Genomic DNA, 14758 nt, shown 5'->3' on the forward strand with positions numbered 1-14758 from the left:
AGCTTTTGGGGCCGCTTCGCGACCCAGCGGGAGCAAGCTCCCTCGCCACACAAGCCAGCCCCCACAGGGTTTGGTGTTGAGGGATTGAATCATGGCTGACTCGATTTCAATGAAGAAACTGGTCACCCGTCTATTGCTGGTGGTGGTAGCGATGTTTGTCTTCGGGTTTGCCCTGGTGCCGATCTACGACGTGATGTGCAAAGTCTTCGGCATCAACGGCAAGACTGCCGGGCAATACGAGGGCGAGCAGACGGTCGATACGTCGCGACAGGTTCGCGTGCAGTTTCTGTCGACCAATTCCGCCGACATGTCCTGGGATTTCTATCCCAAGAGCGATGAATTGACGGCCAACCCCGGGGCGGTGAACGAGATGATCTTCATTGCGCACAACCCCACCGACCGCCCGATGAGTGCCCAGGCCGTGCCAAGCATCGCGCCGAGCGCCGCGGCGGCGTATTTCCACAAGACCGAATGTTTTTGCTTTACCCAGCAAGTGCTGCAGCCCGGTCAACGGATCGAGATGCCGGTACGTTTCATCGTTGACCGAGACATGCCCAAGGATGTGAAGCACCTGACGCTGTCCTACACGCTGTTCGATATCACCGCCCGACATCCACCGGTAGCTGTAAACACTGGCGGTTGAGCGTGCCCGATAAGGAGAACAATAAATGGCAACTCATGAACATTATTACGTCCCGGCCCAGAGCAAATGGCCGATCATCGCCACGGTCGGGATGTTCGTCACAGTGTTTGGCCTGGGCACCTGGTTCAATGATCTGAAAGCCGCGCGGCCGGAATCCCACGGCCCGCTGATCTTCTTCGTTGGCAGCCTGCTGCTGGCCTACATGCTGTTCGGCTGGTTCGGTACGGTGATCAAGGAAAGTCGCGGCGGCTTGTACAGCGCACAAATGGATCGCTCGTTCCGCTGGGGCATGAGCTGGTTCATTTTCTCAGAGGTGATGTTCTTCATCGCCTTCTTTGGTGCACTGTTTTACGTGCGCCACGTTTCTGGTCCGGCGCTCGGCGGTGAAGGCACAAAAGGCCTCGCGCATATGCTATGGCCTGGCTTCGAGTGGACCTGGCCGCTGCTGAACAACCCGGATTCCAAGCTCTTCGTGCCCCCGAAGGACGTCATCAGCCCCTGGGGCCTGCCGTTGCTCAATACCGTGTTGCTGGTGAGTTCCAGCGTCACGATAACCATCGCCCACCATGCCTTGAAAAAGGGCCATCGCGGCGCGTTGAAACTCTGGCTGGCGATCACCGTATTGCTGGGCTGCGCGTTCCTCGGGTTCCAGGCCGAAGAATACATTCATGCCTATAAGGAGCTGGGCCTCACCCTGGGTTCGGGCATCTACGGCGCCACCTTCTTCATGCTCACCGGTTTCCACGGCGCGCACGTGACCATCGGCACCATCATTCTGTTCGTGATGCTGATGCGCATCCTGCGCGGGCACTTCGACAACGAGCATCAGTTCGGCTTCGAGGCGGCGAGCTGGTATTGGCACTTCGTGGACGTGGTGTGGATCGGGCTGTTCATTTTCGTCTACGTGCTTTAGGGCCGCCGCACGTTACCAGGGCGCTTGAGACACAAGCTGGCCGCTGAAAAAACCCCAGGCAATCAAGCCGACGGTCAGGGCGGCCAGCGTCACACGAACACTCAAGGCAATGACGAGGCGGTTCGAGCTGCTGTCGTCCTTGACCAGAAAAAACAGGCCGCTGAACAGGCTGACAACCGTGGCAATCAGCATCAGGACGATAGCTGCTTTGAGCATGGTGGAACTCCGGGGGGACAAGCGATGCATATGAGTATAGCTATCGCGTTGACCGACTGGCTGGTGACGCCATGAAGCGTTTCCGGCCGGGCGTTGTGCCGACGCTGGTGGTCGCAGCCCTGCTGCCGCTGCTGGTGTTCCTGGGGTTCTGGCAATTGAGCCGGGGCGCGGAGAAAAGCGCGCTGCTGCAAACCTACAGCGAGCGCCGGGCCGCCGAACCGATGGCCAGCTCCGAGCTGCGACACACCGCCGACCCAGCCTTCCGCCGGGTGCGCCTGCACGGCCAGTTCGACGCCGCCCATAGCCTGCTGCTGGATAACCGTCAGCGAGGCGGCAAGGTCGGGGTCGAGCTGTTGCAACCGTTTCAGGACCAGGCGACCGGGCTGTGGCTGCTGGTCAATCGCGGCTGGCTGCCATGGCCGGATCGCCGTACACCGCCGCAATTCACCACCCCCGACGCCCCTCTGAGTCTTGACGCCTGGGTCTACGTTTCCCCCGGCGCGGTCTTCCAGCTTCACGCCGACCCAAGCACCAGCACCTGGCCAAAACTGCTGACGGCTATTGACCCGAACGCGCTCTGGACAGCCCTGGACCGCGAAGGCTTTGCCTACGAATTACGCGCAGAAACCGGACCCGCGACTTACCAGGCCGATTGGTCGGTGATTGCCACAGGTCCGGAAAAACACATCGCTTATGCCGTGCAGTGGTTCGCCATGTCGATCGCCCTGCTCGGCCTCTATCTCTACCTCGGTTGGCACAACGCAAAGGAGAAACACCATGGGAGCGGCCATGAATCCACCCAGCATGTCTGAGGCAAAAACGCCGGTGAACCGGCGCAAGGGACGCTTGCAGTTGCTGCTGATTGTGCTCGGGGTGGTCGGTCCGATGATCCTCGCCACCGGTATGTACAAATGGCAGTTCTGGGTGCCGGAAGGTCGCAGTTATCACGGCGAACTGATCGGCAACGGCCAGACCCGCGCCGACCTGGGCGTGCAGGCGCAAGAAGATCGCTGGCAGTTGCTGGTCACGGCACCGAAGGCGTGTTCGGTGGACTGTCAGCAACTGGTTTACCTGGCGCGACAAATCCAGATCGGCCTCGGTCGTGATGCCGGTCGCGCCAGTCACGCACTGGCGGTGACCCAACCGCTGAGCAGTGATTACGAGGCTAAACTTCAACGCGAGTATCCGCAGTTGCAACGCTATCCCCTGGACTCGCAGATCTACACCAAAGGTGCTCAGAGCAATGAAGCTGCACACCTGTGGATCATCGACCCCCACGGCAATCTGGTGCTGCGCTACGACCCGTCGGTCAAAGGCAAGGACCTGCTCAACGACCTGCGACACCTGCTGAAACTGTCGAACATCGGATAAGGGCATCGTCATGGCCAAACCTGGATTTCGCCTCGCGCTGTTTGCCACCTTCCTGGCACTGATTGTGGTGTTGCTCGGCGCCTACACACGCCTGACTCACGCCGGCCTCGGCTGCCCGGACTGGCCCGGCTGCTATGGCTTTATCAGCGTGCCGAAAAGCGAAGCCCAACTGGCCCATGCCGAATTGCATTTCCCGGACGCCCCGGTGGAGGCCCACAAGGGCTGGAATGAGATGGTCCATCGCTACTTCGCCGGCACCCTCGGCTTGCTGATTTCGGTGTTGGCCGGTCGGGCCTGGGTTCATCGTCGGGACCCGGGGCAACCGGTGAAGCTGCCGTTGTTCCTGCTGGCGGTGGTGTTCGCCCAGGCCGCCTTCGGCATGTGGACGGTCACGCTCAAGCTCTGGCCGCAAGTGGTGACCGGGCATTTGCTTGGCGGATTCGCCACCTTGAGCCTGCTGTTTCTACTGACCTTGCGTCTGTCCGGCGTACTGCCGGCGCTGACGGTGCCACGTCGTTTGCAGCACTGGGCGACCGCCGCGTTGCTGCTGGTGATCGGGCAGATCGCCCTCGGCGGCTGGGTCAGCTCCAACTATGCCGCCGTGGCGTGCATCGATTTCCCGACCTGCCACGGCCAATGGCTACCCCCTGCCGACTTCGCCAACGGCTTCCACCTGACCCAGCACATAGGCCCGAACTACCTCGGCGGGCAGCTGGACAGCGATGCCCGCACCGCGATTCACCTGACGCATCGCATCGGCGCGCTCCTGGTGACCCTGGTGTTGCTCGGCCTAGCCTGGCAACTGAAAGTCGTCGGCATGACACGGCTGGCCGGGTTGGTGTTAATCGCCCTCGCCGCGCAAATCACCCTGGGCATCAGCAACGTGCTGTTTCATCTGCCGCTGCCGGTGGCCGTGGCGCACAACGCCGGGGGCGCGGCGCTGCTGCTGACGATGGTACTGGTCAACTATCACGCGCGAACCCGTCTGGTTCGGATCAAGCAGCCGAATCGCTGGCGCTTCAGCCCGCGTAAACATTCAGCCGGGCCCATAACAATAAAAGGAGAAATGCCATGGCGATTCTGATCGGCGAGCGTCACAGCCAGGCAATCTGGCGTGACTATTTGGAGCTGACCAAACCCAAGGTGGTGGTGCTGATGCTCATCACCTCGCTGGTCGGGATGTTCCTGGCGACTCGCGCCGGGGTGCCATGGACCGTGCTGGTGTTCGGCAATCTGGGCATTGCCTTGTGTGCCGGCGGGGCAGCGGCGGTGAACCATGTGGTGGACCGGCGGATCGATGCGGTGATGGCGCGCACCCACAAACGTCCCTTGGCCGAAGGGCGCGTCTCGCCTGCCGCCGCGCTGACCTTCGCCCTGGTGCTGGCATTGCTCGGCCAGGCGTTGTTGCTGGCCTTCACCAACCCGCTGACCGCGTGGCTGACCCTCGCCTCTCTGCTCGGCTATGCGGTGGTCTACACCGGCTTCCTCAAACGTGCGACACCACAGAACATCGTCATTGGCGGGCTGGCCGGTGCCGCTCCGCCCTTGCTCGGCTGGACGGCCGCCACCGGTCACATCAGCGCCGAACCGCTGTTGCTGGTGCTGATCATCTTCGCCTGGACCCCGCCGCATTTCTGGGCGCTGGCCATCCACCGCAAAGAGGAATACGCCAAGGCCGATATCCCGATGCTGCCGGTGACCCACGGCGAGCACTACACCAAAATCCACATCCTGCTTTACACCTGTGCCCTGCTGGCCGTCAGCCTGATGCCCTACGTGATCCACATGAGCGGCCTGCTCTACCTGATTTGCGCCATCGGCCTGGGCGCGAGGTTTCTGCAATGGGCCGTGGTGCTGTACCGTGGCACTCGGCCGCACGCGGCGATCAACACCTTCAAGTACTCTATCTACTACTTGTTCCTGCTGTTCATCGCGCTGCTCGTAGACCACTACCTATTGTTGAACCTATGACCCGAACCCAGAAAACCGTCTTCATCCTTGTCGCCCTGATCGCGCTGGTCCTGGGCCTGACCATCAACAAAGTGCTCACCGGCAAAGGCCAGGGCGATCCGACGGCCCTGATCGATGCCGGCATCATCCTGCTGCCGCAAAGCCGCAACCTGCCGGATGTGAAGATGACCGACCAGGACGGTAAACCGGTGGCGGTCAACGAGCTCAAAGGCAAGTGGAGCCTGCTGTTCTTCGGCTACACCTTCTGCCCGGACATCTGCCCGACCACCCTCGCCCAACTGCGCCAGATCAAGAGCGAATTGCCGCCTGAAGCGGTGGACAAGTTGCAGATCGTTCTGGTCAGCGTCGACCCGAACCGCGATACACCCAAGCAGCTCAAACAGTATCTGGGTTACTTCGATCCGCAGTTCATCGGCCTGACGCCGACCTCGATCGAGGAGCTGCAGAAAGTCGCCAACGCCGTGAGCATCCCGTTCATTCCGGCGGACACCAGCAAGCCGAACTACACGGTGGATCACAGCGGTAACCTCGCGGTGATCGGGCCGGACGGCACGCAGCGCGGATTTATTCGGGCGCCGTTGAACAACGTGAAGCTGGTGGCGCAGTTGCCGGTGATGCTTAACCGCCAATAAGACCCACACCCCCTGTAGGAGCGAGCTTGCTCGCGATGGTCGTCAACGATAACGCTGGAAGCCTGGCGCCCCGTGGTGTTCTCGGGTTTTTCGCGAGCAAGCTCGCTCCTACGGGGGGTCTATATTTCAGGCAAAAAAATGGGGCGCATTCAATGCGCCCCATTTTTCGTTACAGCTTCAGATCAGAACGCCGGCACGACCGCGCCTTTGTACTTCTCGATAATGAACGCTTTCACTTCCGGGCTGTGCAAGGCCGCCACCAGCTTCTTCATCGCTTCGCTGTCCTTGTCGTCCGGACGGGCAACGAGGATGTTCACGTATGGCGAGTCGCTGCCTTCGATGACCAGTGCGTCCTTGGCCGGATCGAGCTTGGCTTCCAGCGCGTAGTTGGTGTTGATCAGCGCCAGGTCGACCTGGGTCAGCACGCGCGGGATGGTCGCAGCTTCCAGTTCACGGAATTTCAGGTCTTTGCTGTTCTCGGTGATGTCTTTGACGGTCGACAGGATGTTGTTCGAATCCTTCAACTTGATCAGACCGGCCTTGGCCAGCAGTAACAGCGCGCGACCGCCGTTGGTGGCGTCGTTCGGGATCACCACGTTGGCACCGCCCGGCAGTTCGGTCAGCGCTTTGTACTTGCTGGAGTAAGCGCCCAGAGGTTCCAGGTGCACACCGGCCACCGACACCAGCTCGGTGCCCTTGGCCTTGTTGAATTCATCGAGGTACGGCTGGTGCTGGAAGAAGTTGGCGTCCAGACGTTTTTCCGCCACCTGCACGTTCGGCTGGATGTAGTCGGTGAAGACCTTGACCTTCAGATCCACGCCTTCTTTTGCCAGCGCCGGTTTAACGAACTCGAGGATTTCCGCGTGCGGCACTGGCGTGGCGGCGACCGTCAGGGTGTCGGCGGCATGGGCGGAAAAGGCTGCAACGGCAGCGAACGCGACGAGTAGTTTTTTCATTCTGCGAACTCCTTGTGAGGCGCCTGGATTCGGCGCCTGCCAGCGAATGGCCGGCTCATGTCTTACTTACGGGAAAAATGGACGACCAATTTGTCGCCGACGGTTTGCAGGACCTGTACCAGCACCAGCAGCAACACCACCGTGACCACCATCACATCGGTCTGGAAACGCTGGTAACCGAAGCGGATCGCCAGGTCGCCCAATCCACCGGCACCCACCACACCGGCCATCGCCGTGTAGGAAACCAGCGTAATGGCCGTCACCGTAATCGCCGCAAAGATGCCCGGACGGGCTTCTGGCAACAGCGCATTGGTGATGATCTGCCGCGTGGTCGCGCCCATGGACTGGGTCGCTTCGATGATGCCGCGGTCGACTTCACGCAGCGCGGTTTCCACCAGTCGCGCGAAGAACGGCGTGGCGCCCACCACCAGCGGCGGGATCGCGCCGGCGACACCCAGCGAAGTGCCGGTGATCAAGACAGTGAACGGAATCATCACGATCAGCAGAATAATGAACGGCAGCGAACGCAGAATGTTCACCACCAACGACAACATCGCATAGACGCCTTTGGCTTCCAGCAACTGACGCGGGCTGCAGAGGAACAGCAACACGCCCAGCGGCAGGCCCAGCAACACGGTGAACAGCAGCGAACCGCCGAGCATCAGCAGGGTGTCGCCGGTGGCCAGCCAGATTTCGAACCAGTCGATATTGGCGAAGAAACTTGTCAGGGCATCCATTAGCGCAGCACCTCCATGTGGACGTCTGCTGCGGTGAAGCGGGCGAAAGCCGCTTCCATGTCACCGCCGGTCACGGCCAGGGTCAGTTGCCCGTAAGGGACGTCTTTGATGCGGTCGATACGACCGGCGAGGATGCTGTAGTCCACACCCGTTTCCCGGGCGACGGTCCCCAGCAGCGGCGCGTAGGTCGCTTCGCCCTGGAAGGTCAGGCGCACGATGCGGCCCGGCACGTGAGCGAAGTCGTCACGCTGTTCGCTTTCGTCGATGTGCTCGTCTTCTTGCACGAAGCGCCTGGTGGTCGGGTGTTTCGGATGCAGGAAAACCTCGGCTACCGAGCCTTGCTCGACGATCACGCCAGCGTCCATCACCCCGACCTGGTCGCAGACCCGGCGGATCACATCCATTTCATGGGTGATCAACACGATGGTCAGCTTCAACTCGCGATTGATCTCGGCCAGCAATTGCAGGACCGACGCGGTGGTCTGCGGGTCCAGCGCACTGGTGGCTTCGTCGCACAGCAGGATTTTTGGCTTGGTGGCCAGGGCGCGGGCAATGCCGACACGCTGCTTCTGACCGCCAGACAGTTGCGCCGGATACTTGTTGGCGTGATCAGACAAACCGACCCGGGCCAGCAACTCGGCAACACGCTGGTCGATATCGCTGCGGGACAGTTCACCGGCCAGCGTCAGCGGCAGCGCGACGTTGTCGGCCACGGTTTTGGACGCCAGCAGGTTGAAGTGCTGGAAAATCATCCCGACCTGCTGACGGAATCGGCGCAGGCCGTTGGCATCGAGCGCGGTGACTTCTTCGCCATCAACGATGATCTTGCCGCCAGTGGAGTTTTCCAGGCGATTGATCAGGCGCAGCAGGGTACTTTTCCCCGCACCGGAATGACCGATCAGGCCGAAGACCTGACCGTTCTCAATCGTCAGATTGGTCGGGTGCAGGGCGGGGATATCCCTACCGGCGACGCGGTAGGTTTTATGGACGTTTTGAAACTCGATCACGTAGCGAACCTTGTGGGGCGCGTTGGAAAAGGATCAGCGGTTAGCCGGGCGCGCATTTTAGCCTGTCCGTATAGAGGTTCTTAGCATTTATTTTGTATTCAACCAGCCATTTGGCAATAACGCGATCAAAGGTCAGATAAAAGGAACGGCTAAAAACGTCACCAGTCACTACTTAGGCATCTCCAAAAAGCCTGAGGAGTCTCGCCTGATGAGTACTAAAAAGCCTGCCACGCCAAAGAGTGACCTGGCCGGGACCGATACCCTGGACCGAAGCAACACCAACGCCAAACTCGATAGCCTGGAAAAATTCCGCTCCGATGCCACAGGCGAAGCCTTGCGCACCAACCAAGGCGTGAAGGTGGCGGACAATCAGAACACCCTGAAAGCCGGCGCCCGCGGGCCGTCGCTGCTGGAAGATTTCATCATGCGTGAAAAGATCACGCATTTTGACCATGAGCGCATTCCCGAGCGCATCGTTCATGCCCGCGGGACGGGTGCCCATGGCTACTTCCAGAGTTATGAGAATCACAGCGTTCTGACCAAAGCCGGATTCCTGCAAGACCCCGGCAAAAAGACTCCAGTCTTCGTACGCTTTTCCACGGTGCAGGGCCCTCGCGGGTCAGGCGATACCGTGCGTGATGTACGAGGTTTCGCCGTGAAGTTCTTCACCGATGAAGGCATCTACGACTTGGTGGGCAATAACATGCCGGTGTTTTTCATCCAGGACGCCATCAAGTTCCCTGACTTCGTCCACGCGGTGAAACCCGAACCCCACAACGAAATACCCACCGGCGGCTCGGCCCACGACACCTTCTGGGACTTTGTTTCGTTGCAGCCGGAATCGGCGCACATGGTGATCTGGGCCATGTCCGACCGGGCAATCCCAAAAAGCCTGCGCAGCATGCAAGGCTTTGGGGTTCACACCTTCCGCATGATCAATGCCGAAGGAAAATCGCGCTTCGTCAAATTCCACTGGCGCCCCGCCGCCGGCACCTGTTCCCTGGTGTGGGATGAAGCACAAAAACTTGCGGGAAAAGATACCGACTACCACCGTCGCGACCTCTGGGAAGCCATCGAAATGGGCGACTACCCGGAATGGGAATTGGGTGTTCAGGTCGTCGAGGAAGAAAACGAACACGCTTTCGATTTCGACATCCTCGACCCGACCAAGCTCATTCCTGAAGAGATCGTACCCATCACCCCGCTGGGCAAAATGGTGCTCAACCGCAACCCGGACAACTTCTTCGCCGAAACCGAGCAGGTCGCGTTCTGCCCGGGGCATATCGTGCCGGGGATCGACTTCTCCAACGATCCACTGCTGCAGGGCCGGCTGTTTTCCTACACCGACACGCAGATTAGCCGACTCGGTGGCCCGAACTTTCACGAGATTCCAATCAACCGAACGATTTCACCCCTGCACAATGGCCAGCGGGACGCGTTGCACCGCACCACCATCGACAAAGGACGTGCGGCCTACGAACCAAACTCCATCGATGGCGGCTGGCCTAAAGAAACCCCACCCGCAGCGCAAGACGGCGGCTTCGAGAGCTACGCGGAGCGCATCGACGCCAACAAGATCCGTCAACGCAGCGAGTCGTTCAGCGACCACTTCTCCCAGGCACGGCTGTTTTTCCACAGCATGAGCAAGCATGAGCAGGAACACATCATCTCGGCGTACAGCTTTGAGCTGGGCAAGGTGGAACGTGAGTTCATTCGGGCAAGGGAAGTGAATGAGATCCTGGCCAACATCGATCTGGAACTTGCCAAACGGGTGGCACAGAACCTTGGCCTGCCGGTGCCGAAAGCCGGAACGGTCCAAGTACCGAAAGCGTCCCTGGAACGCTCGCCGGCTCTGAGTCAGGCCAATCTGCTGCCGGGCGATATCAAAACCCGGAAAGTGGCGATTCTGGCGGCCGATGGCGTAGACGGTGCAGCAATCGAAGCCATGAAGAAAGCGCTGGAAGCTGAGGGGGCGCATGCCAAATTGCTCGGCCCGACCTCGGCACCGGTAAAAACTACCGATGGCAAGTCGATGCCGGTGGACGCTTCGATGGAAGGCTTGCCTTCAGTGGCGTTCGATGCGGTGTTCGTGCCTGGAGGCGCGGCGTCGATCAAGGCGCTGAGCACTGACGGCGTGGCGTTGCATTACGTGCTGGAGGCTTACAAGCATTTGAAAGCGATTGCGTTGCATGGCGAGGCGAAGCAATTGCTGGATGTGTTGAGGCTGGAGATTGATGCGGGGTTGATCGTGGGTGCGGACGCCAAGCTGTTCAAGGCGTTTTTTGCGGCGATCGGGCAGCATCGGGTTTGGGAGAGGGAGTCGAAGGCCAAGCGTATTCCAGCCTGAAGTGTTGTATCGACAGGGATGACCTCTTCGCGAGCAGGCTCGCTCCCACAAGGTTAGCGTGAACCTGTGGGAGCGGGCTTGCCCGCGATGCTTTTAAGGGGTTTTACGAGGGCTCAGAACAACTTGCGCCGGAACGCTGCGCAGAATCTGCCGTTCCAGCTTCAGATCAAACTGCGGATCCAGCTTATTCACCCGCTTGGTCAGCAGGTTAGCCAACCACGGATAATCGTCAGTACGTGGCACCTGAAGGCTCACATCGCACTGAAAATTCACCACATCGGCGGCAATGGCATCCAGTTGACGGCGCATTTTGCCCATATCGGTGATTTTCAGCTTCACCGTGGTGCTTTCAGCTTCCGGATCAATGACCTTGGCTTTGCGCTTGGCTTCGGCGGACTTGAGATCCGCTTCGGTTTTTTCCAGTTCAGCCTTGCGGGCTTGAGCGAGCGCACCATTGACCCCGCCGGTGAGTGCAGGAGCCTTGGGCATCAAGGCGCGAGCCCGAGCCAGGGCGGTGGCCGCCGCGTTTACATCACCTTTTTGCAGCACGATCTGGCTGCGCATCAGATAGGCTTCGGCCAACTGCCGCTGGTATTGCTCCAGGGATTGATCGTTGGGCGATTCAGCCTGCAAGGCAGCCAGTTGACCTTCGGCAGTGGCCAGTTCGCTGCTGGCCAGGCTTTGTTCCAGCTGTGCAATGGCCGTGGCCCGCGCATCCGGGACCTCGGTGGCCGCTGGTGGCGTGCTTTGGCAAGCGCCCAGCAGCAATGAAAATGCGACAAGGAGCAGATAACGGGAGGGGAACGACTTCATTCCTGCGACTCTCTATTTGCGCAAAAAACGAGCAAGTCTACACCCCTCGACGGGGCAGAACAAAACTCAGCAGAAACAGCGCGGCGGCCGTCACTACAATCGACGGGCCGGCCGGTGTGTCCTTGAACCAGGACAACGCCAGCCCGCCACACACGGCGAGTATGCCCAGCAGGCTCGCGCCCAGTGCCATCTGTTCCGGTGAACGGGCGTGACGTTGTGCCGCAGCCGCCGGAATGATCAGCAACGAAGTGATCAGCAACACGCCGACGATTTTCATCGCCACGGCAATCACCACGGCGATCAGCAACATCAGCGCCATGCGCAACCCCGCCACCGGCAGGCCTTCGACCCTGGCCAACTCCTCATGCACGGTGATTGCCAGCAATGGCCGCCACAGCGTCACCAGCAACGCCAGCACTGCCGCGCTACCGCCGAGAATCCACGCCAGATCGGTCGGGCTGATCGCCAGCAGGTCACCAAACAGATAGGCCATCAGGTCGATCCGCACTTCGTGCATGAAGCTTAGTACCACCAGGCCTAAAGAGAGGGTGCTGGGTGCGAGAATTCCCAAAAGCGTGTCGGACGCCAACGGCTGACGCTGCTGCAACGTGACTAGCATCACTGCCAACAGCAAACAGCCAACGGTCACAGCGACGGTCGGGCTGACATCCAGCAGGAAGCCCAGCGCCACACCCAGCAGCGCCGCGTGGGACAGGGTATCGCCAAAATACGCCATGCGCCGCCAGACCACGAAAGAACCCAACGGGCCCGCAACGACCGCCAGAGCCAGGCCTGCAAGCAGGGCGTAAAGCAAAAAATCAGCCATGCTTGCAGCTATCTCCGTGAACATGGTTATGGCCCGACGCGGGCGCCTTGACTACCGAGCCATGCAAATCGTGGGCGTGGTCGTGATGGTGGTGATAAATCGCCAGGCTTTGTGCGTTTTTTCCGAACAGCTCGACGAAGGCCGGATCGCCGCTGACCTGCTCGGGGTGGCCGGAGCAGCAAACGTGGCGATTCAGGCACACCACCTGGTCGGTGGTGCTCATCACCAGATGCAGATCGTGAGAAACCATCAGCACACCGCAGCCGTGACGGTCACGCAGGCGGGTGATCAGGCTGTAGAGTTCGGCCTGCCCAGCCACGTCGACGCCTTGCACCGGCTCATCCAACACCAGCAATTCCGGTTCGCGCAACAGGGCGCGGGCCAGCAATACGCGTTGCATCTCTCCGCCGGAAACACTTTGCACGGGGCTGTCGATCACCTGTTCGGCACCGACTTCCTTGAGCGCGGCCAAGGCCATCGCTCGGTCCACGCCCGGCACCAGACGCAAGAAGCGCAGGACCGAGAGCGGCAGGGTCGGATCGACATGCAGTTTTTGCGGCATGTAGCCGACCCGCAGTTTCGGCTTGCGCCAGACACTGCCGCTGTCGGGTTTCAACAATCCCAGTACAGCGCGCACCAGGGTGGTCTTGCCGGCACCGTTGGGGCCGATCAGGGTGACGATCTGCCCTGGCTCGACGCTCAGCTCGATATTATCCAGCACACTTTGCCCGGCAAACGTGACGGCAACCTGCTCGAGGCGGATCAGCGCGTTGCTCATCAAGCCCCCTGACAACCCGAGCAGAGGCCGATCACTTCGACCGTCTGGGCTTCGACGACGAACCCCACATCCTGGGCGCTGGCGATGATCGCGTCGCTGATGGATTTCTGCTCGAGCTCAATGGCTGCGTGGCAGTCGCGGCAGATCAGGAACTGACCCTGATGCGCGTGTTCCGGGTGATTGCAGCCGATGAAGGCGTTGAGCGAGGAGATGCGGTGTACGAGGCCGTTTTCCAGCAGGAAATCCAGCGCGCGGTACACGGTCGGTGGCGCGGCGCGGCGGCCATCCTGCTCGCTGAGTACCGCGAGAATGTCATAGGCGCCCAACGGCTTGTGGCTTTGCCATACCAGCTCCAGCACCCGCCGACGCAACGCGGTCAGACGCAGACCCTGGCGTTCGCACAGGGCATCGGCCTCAGACAGAGCGCTGTGCACGCAATGAGAGTGGTCGTGGGGACGGCTGGCAATCGGTGTTTTAGGCATGAGCGGCGACGAGTTTTGTGAGAGACGTTATTATGTTACCCGTTCTCGCCTCTTCGAGTGGTCATCGTGTCCCGACTTTTTTCTATCTTTGTCGCATTTGTCGCAAGTTTTCTGCTGATTGGTCCGGCGCAAGCCGAGGTCAAGGTCCTCACCAGCATCAAGCCGCTACAGCTGATTGCCGCTGCCGTACAGGATGGCGTGGCGATCCCGGAAGTATTGCTGCCGCCCGGCGCTTCGCCGCATAACTATGCCCTGCGCCCTTCCGACGTACGGAAAGTGCAATCGGTGGATCTGCTGTACTGGATCGGGCCGGACATGGAAGGCTTCCTGCCTCGGGTACTGAATGGCCGTACGCTGCCCAGCGTCGCCGTGCAGGATCTGCCCGGTCTGAAACTGCGTCATTTCGCCGAAGATAACCACTCCCACGCTGAAGAAGCCGACGAACATGACCACGATCACCGCCCAGGCAGCCTGGACGCGCATTTGTGGCTATCGCCGATCAACGCCCGGGTCATCGCCACAAAAATGGCCGCTGACCTCAGCACGGCCGATCCTGACAACGCCGCGCGGTATGCGAGCAACCTCAAGGCCTTTGATGAACGCCTGGATGCCCTCGACCTGCGCTTGAAGAAACGTCTGGCGGGTGTTGAAGGCAAACCATACTTCGTGTTCCACGAGGCCTTCGACTACTTCGAAGATGCCTACGGTCTCAAGCACGCGGGTGTGTTCAGCGTCGCAGCCGAGGTGCAACCCGGTGCCCAGCATGTCGCGGCGATGCGCGCACGACTGCAGGAAGTCGGCAAGACCTGTGTGTTCAGCGAACCACCGCTGCGCCCACGCCTGGCGGAAACCCTGGTGGCCGGCCTGCCGGTGAAACTGGCTGAGCTGGATGCGCTGGGCGGGTACACGCCAGCGACCGCTCAGGGTTATGAGCAGGTGCTGGAGAAGCTGGGGAATGATTTGGCGGGGTGCCTGGAGTCGTTGTAACAACACATAACCTGTGGCGAGGGAGCTTGCTCCCGCCGGACTGCGTAGCAGGCCCGTTTTTTTGGGGCCGCTTCGCTGC

The 14758-nt window shown here is 60.5% G+C and carries 17 protein-coding genes; 9 read left to right on the forward strand and 8 right to left on the reverse strand.

Annotation, left to right across the window (positions count from 1 at the left end; genetic code table 11):
- Window positions 1-91: 91 nt before the first annotated feature.
- Window positions 92-643, forward strand: coding sequence for a cytochrome c oxidase assembly protein (locus ACW9HW_RS24145; protein ID WP_095194460.1), 552 nt, complete (start codon window positions 92-94; stop codon window positions 641-643).
- Between the two features lie 25 nt (window positions 644-668).
- The gene (locus ACW9HW_RS24150) at window positions 669-1556 is read left to right on the forward strand and encodes a cytochrome c oxidase subunit 3 (protein ID WP_095194461.1); all 888 of its coding nucleotides are present in this window, start codon (window positions 669-671) and stop codon (window positions 1554-1556) included.
- A gap of 12 nt (window positions 1557-1568) precedes the next feature.
- On the opposite strand, the gene ACW9HW_RS24155 is transcribed toward ACW9HW_RS24150, so the two are convergent.
- Window positions 1569-1772, reverse strand: a complete 204-nt coding sequence (locus ACW9HW_RS24155; protein WP_095194462.1) for a twin transmembrane helix small protein — start codon at window positions 1770-1772, stop codon at window positions 1569-1571.
- Between the two features lie 71 nt (window positions 1773-1843).
- Here ACW9HW_RS24155 and ACW9HW_RS24160 point away from each other — a divergent pair, with 71 nt between their 5' ends.
- The 5 genes from ACW9HW_RS24160 to ACW9HW_RS24180 are packed head-to-tail and all read left to right on the forward strand — an operon-like array spanning window position 1844 to window position 5746.
- Complete coding sequence (locus ACW9HW_RS24160) at window positions 1844-2584, forward strand: SURF1 family protein (RefSeq protein WP_457401953.1); 741 nt, start codon at window positions 1844-1846, stop codon at window positions 2582-2584.
- On the forward strand, window positions 2550-3143 hold the full coding sequence (locus ACW9HW_RS24165; protein WP_095194650.1) for a hypothetical protein: 594 nt from the start codon (window positions 2550-2552) through the stop codon (window positions 3141-3143). The genes ACW9HW_RS24160 and ACW9HW_RS24165 overlap by 35 nt, the downstream gene beginning before the upstream one ends.
- Window positions 3144-3153: 10 nt before the next feature.
- On the forward strand, window positions 3154-4227 hold the full coding sequence (locus tag ACW9HW_RS24170; protein WP_095194464.1) for a COX15/CtaA family protein: 1074 nt from the start codon (window positions 3154-3156) through the stop codon (window positions 4225-4227).
- Window positions 4215-5114, forward strand: coding sequence for a heme o synthase (gene cyoE / locus ACW9HW_RS24175; protein WP_095194465.1), 900 nt, complete (start codon window positions 4215-4217; stop codon window positions 5112-5114). Before ACW9HW_RS24170 ends, cyoE begins: the two co-directional genes overlap by 13 nt.
- Window positions 5111-5746, forward strand: coding sequence for an SCO family protein (locus ACW9HW_RS24180; RefSeq protein WP_095194466.1), 636 nt, complete (start codon window positions 5111-5113; stop codon window positions 5744-5746). Before cyoE ends, ACW9HW_RS24180 begins: the two co-directional genes overlap by 4 nt.
- A gap of 182 nt (window positions 5747-5928) precedes the next feature.
- Here ACW9HW_RS24180 and ACW9HW_RS24185 read toward each other — a convergent pair whose 3' ends face one another.
- The 3 genes from ACW9HW_RS24185 to ACW9HW_RS24195 all read right to left on the reverse strand — a co-directional run bounded on the left by ACW9HW_RS24185 (window position 5929) and on the right by ACW9HW_RS24195 (window position 8446).
- Window positions 5929-6702 carry a MetQ/NlpA family ABC transporter substrate-binding protein gene (locus tag ACW9HW_RS24185; protein WP_457401954.1) on the reverse strand — a complete coding sequence of 258 codons (774 nt, stop codon included), beginning with the start codon at window positions 6700-6702 and terminating at the stop codon, window positions 5929-5931.
- Between the two features lie 62 nt (window positions 6703-6764).
- On the reverse strand, window positions 6765-7439 hold the full coding sequence (locus ACW9HW_RS24190; protein WP_457401955.1) for a methionine ABC transporter permease: 675 nt from the start codon (window positions 7437-7439) through the stop codon (window positions 6765-6767).
- A complete protein-coding gene (locus tag ACW9HW_RS24195) occupies window positions 7439-8446 on the reverse strand; it encodes a methionine ABC transporter ATP-binding protein (protein WP_095194469.1) in 1008 nt (335 codons plus the stop codon). The genes ACW9HW_RS24190 and ACW9HW_RS24195 overlap by 1 nt, the downstream gene beginning before the upstream one ends.
- A gap of 178 nt (window positions 8447-8624) precedes the next feature.
- On the opposite strand from ACW9HW_RS24195, the gene katE reads away from it, so the two are divergent.
- On the forward strand, window positions 8625-10793 hold the full coding sequence (gene katE / locus ACW9HW_RS24200) for a catalase HPII (RefSeq protein ID WP_457401956.1): 2169 nt from the start codon (window positions 8625-8627) through the stop codon (window positions 10791-10793).
- Window positions 10794-10886: 93 nt separating this feature from the next.
- Here the strand turns inward: katE and ACW9HW_RS24205 are convergent, their stop codons facing one another.
- The 4 genes from ACW9HW_RS24205 to zur are packed head-to-tail and all read right to left on the reverse strand — an operon-like array spanning window position 10887 to window position 13692.
- Complete coding sequence (locus ACW9HW_RS24205) at window positions 10887-11606, reverse strand: PA5502 family lipoprotein (protein WP_095194471.1); 720 nt, start codon at window positions 11604-11606, stop codon at window positions 10887-10889.
- Between the two features lie 37 nt (window positions 11607-11643).
- Window positions 11644-12432, reverse strand: a complete 789-nt coding sequence (gene znuB, locus ACW9HW_RS24210; protein ID WP_095194472.1) for a zinc ABC transporter permease subunit ZnuB — start codon at window positions 12430-12432, stop codon at window positions 11644-11646.
- Window positions 12425-13210 (reverse strand): zinc ABC transporter ATP-binding protein ZnuC, encoded by a 786-nt coding sequence (znuC, locus tag ACW9HW_RS24215; protein WP_095194473.1) that lies wholly within the window; start codon window positions 13208-13210, stop codon window positions 12425-12427. Before znuC ends, znuB begins: the two co-directional genes overlap by 8 nt.
- Window positions 13210-13692, reverse strand: coding sequence for a zinc uptake transcriptional repressor Zur (gene zur, locus ACW9HW_RS24220; protein WP_095194474.1), 483 nt, complete (start codon window positions 13690-13692; stop codon window positions 13210-13212). The genes znuC and zur overlap by 1 nt, the downstream gene beginning before the upstream one ends.
- Before the next feature lie 66 nt (window positions 13693-13758).
- Here zur and ACW9HW_RS24225 point away from each other — a divergent pair, with 66 nt between their 5' ends.
- Window positions 13759-14679 (forward strand): zinc ABC transporter substrate-binding protein ZnuA, encoded by a 921-nt coding sequence (locus tag ACW9HW_RS24225; protein ID WP_095194651.1) that lies wholly within the window; start codon window positions 13759-13761, stop codon window positions 14677-14679.
- Window positions 14680-14758 lie beyond the last annotated feature (79 nt).

It is taken from the genome of Pseudomonas sp. SDO5532_S415 (assembly GCF_054071155.1).

Coding starts and splice junctions, on each gene's coding strand:
- ACW9HW_RS24150 (WP_095194461.1), top strand. CDS start 669: ATGGCAACTCATGAACATTATTACGTCCCGGCCCAGAGCAAATGGCCG.
- zur (WP_095194474.1), bottom strand. CDS start 13,692: ATGCCTAAAACACCGATTGCCAGCCGTCCCCACGACCACTCTCATTGC.
- ACW9HW_RS24190 (WP_457401955.1), bottom strand. CDS start 7,439: ATGGATGCCCTGACAAGTTTCTTCGCCAATATCGACTGGTTCGAAATC.
- znuB (WP_095194472.1), bottom strand. CDS start 12,432: ATGGCTGATTTTTTGCTTTACGCCCTGCTTGCAGGCCTGGCTCTGGCG.
- ACW9HW_RS24205 (WP_095194471.1), bottom strand. CDS start 11,606: ATGAAGTCGTTCCCCTCCCGTTATCTGCTCCTTGTCGCATTTTCATTG.
- ACW9HW_RS24155 (WP_095194462.1), bottom strand. CDS start 1,772: ATGCTCAAAGCAGCTATCGTCCTGATGCTGATTGCCACGGTTGTCAGC.
- ACW9HW_RS24145 (WP_095194460.1), top strand. CDS start 92: ATGGCTGACTCGATTTCAATGAAGAAACTGGTCACCCGTCTATTGCTG.
- ACW9HW_RS24170 (WP_095194464.1), top strand. CDS start 3,154: ATGGCCAAACCTGGATTTCGCCTCGCGCTGTTTGCCACCTTCCTGGCA.
- znuC (WP_095194473.1), bottom strand. CDS start 13,210: ATGAGCAACGCGCTGATCCGCCTCGAGCAGGTTGCCGTCACGTTTGCC.
- cyoE (WP_095194465.1), top strand. CDS start 4,215: ATGGCGATTCTGATCGGCGAGCGTCACAGCCAGGCAATCTGGCGTGAC.
- ACW9HW_RS24165 (WP_095194650.1), top strand. CDS start 2,550: ATGGGAGCGGCCATGAATCCACCCAGCATGTCTGAGGCAAAAACGCCG.
- ACW9HW_RS24180 (WP_095194466.1), top strand. CDS start 5,111: ATGACCCGAACCCAGAAAACCGTCTTCATCCTTGTCGCCCTGATCGCG.
- ACW9HW_RS24160 (WP_457401953.1), top strand. CDS start 1,844: ATGAAGCGTTTCCGGCCGGGCGTTGTGCCGACGCTGGTGGTCGCAGCC.
- ACW9HW_RS24185 (WP_457401954.1), bottom strand. CDS start 6,702: ATGAAAAAACTACTCGTCGCGTTCGCTGCCGTTGCAGCCTTTTCCGCC.